Source organism: Arthrobacter mobilis (assembly GCF_012395835.1).
Lineage (GTDB): Bacteria > Actinomycetota > Actinomycetes > Actinomycetales > Micrococcaceae > Crystallibacter > Crystallibacter mobilis.
In genome coordinates this window covers 1-1,117 of the sequence record NZ_JAAZSQ010000065.1, presented here as the reverse complement: position 1 = coordinate 1,117, position 1,117 = coordinate 1, and the positions used below count along the sequence as shown (strand labels likewise).

The window sequence follows — 1,117 nt, the reverse complement described above, 5'->3', positions numbered from 1 at the left end:
TAGTGCTGCGTTCCTCAAAGGAGGTAGACAAAGCGGCGGCGCAGGGTGCGGGTCGGCGGGGCGGGTCGTCCCCAGATCCAGGGTTTGGCGCGGGTGTTGAGCCAAGCGGTGGCCAGGGCGGTGGCCTGGACGATTTCGTCAGCGTTGGCGAAGGTCTGGCCGGCCAGGGCTGTCTTGCGCAGGAGGCGCCACCAGCCTTCCTGCAGGTTCAGCCAGCAGGCGGCCACGGGGATGAAGGCGTGGGAAATCCGGGGATGGTCCGCCAGCCAGGTGCGGGTGGATGCGCTGTTGTGGGAGGAGAGGTTGTCGGCGATGACCACGATGTCCCCGTCCGGGTTCGTCTGCTCCACCGTTGCCAGGAAGCGCTGGTAAGCCGCGCTGTTGCGGCAGGAGGCGGTCATGGTGATCTCGTACCCGTCGAATGGCCGCAGGGCGCCGTAGACCCAGGCCTTTTCCGGGCCGCGGCTGTAGTCCAGCTCGCTTTTGATCCGGTGCCCGTCCGCGGACCAGCCCGGTGCGGGCGGGAAAGCGCGCGGGATCACGGGGCCGAGCTCGTCGAGGCAGAGGACCGTCGTACCCTCCGGCGGGTTTGTATAGAGTCCGACGATCCGTGTCCTTTTCCCTCAAAGTCCGGGTCCTTGCTGCGGACCCAGGAGCGGGTCCGGCGCCAGCGGACCCCTTCGGCCAGCATGATCCGGCGGACCTGGCTGCGGTGCACATCGATGCCCTGGCCGCGGGCCGCCTCGGTGAGGGCATCCAGCGTCCAGACCGCGGCCCCGGCCTTCTCGGCAGGTTCCAGCTCCCCGTCCTCGCCGCGGACCGGCCGGCCGGGCGGGGGCTGTTTGACCAGGGCAATGATGCGGGAGCGCTCGGCCTCGGTGATCCGGCGTTTGCGGCCCTGCCCGCCCACATCGGCCAGCCCGTCCAGGCCGGAGCCATTGAACCGCATCAGCCAGCGGCGCACAGTCTGCTCGTGGCAGCCCAGCTGTTCGGCGATCGCCGGCACCCGCAGCCCGGACCAGCTCAGCACCACGATCCGGCCCCGCAGGATCCAGTCGGCCGGGGCATGGCGGGCCCGGCCAGCTTCCGGACCGTCTTCTCCTCGGCCGCGTCCGCG

Annotated in this window: 2 protein-coding genes; both read right to left on the bottom strand. The window is 70.5% G+C overall.

The window, feature by feature from the left end; all coding sequences use genetic code 11:
* Positions 1 to 14: 14 nt before the first annotated feature.
* The gene (locus HGG74_RS20840) at positions 15 to 608 is read right to left on the bottom strand and encodes an IS630 family transposase (RefSeq protein ID WP_168489450.1); all 594 of its coding nucleotides are present in this window, start codon (positions 606 to 608) and stop codon (positions 15 to 17) included.
* A partial coding sequence (locus HGG74_RS20835; RefSeq protein ID WP_205762282.1) for a helix-turn-helix domain-containing protein occupies positions 539 to 1,117 on the bottom strand: 579 nt, incomplete at its 5' end. The genes HGG74_RS20840 and HGG74_RS20835, both read right to left, overlap by 70 nt.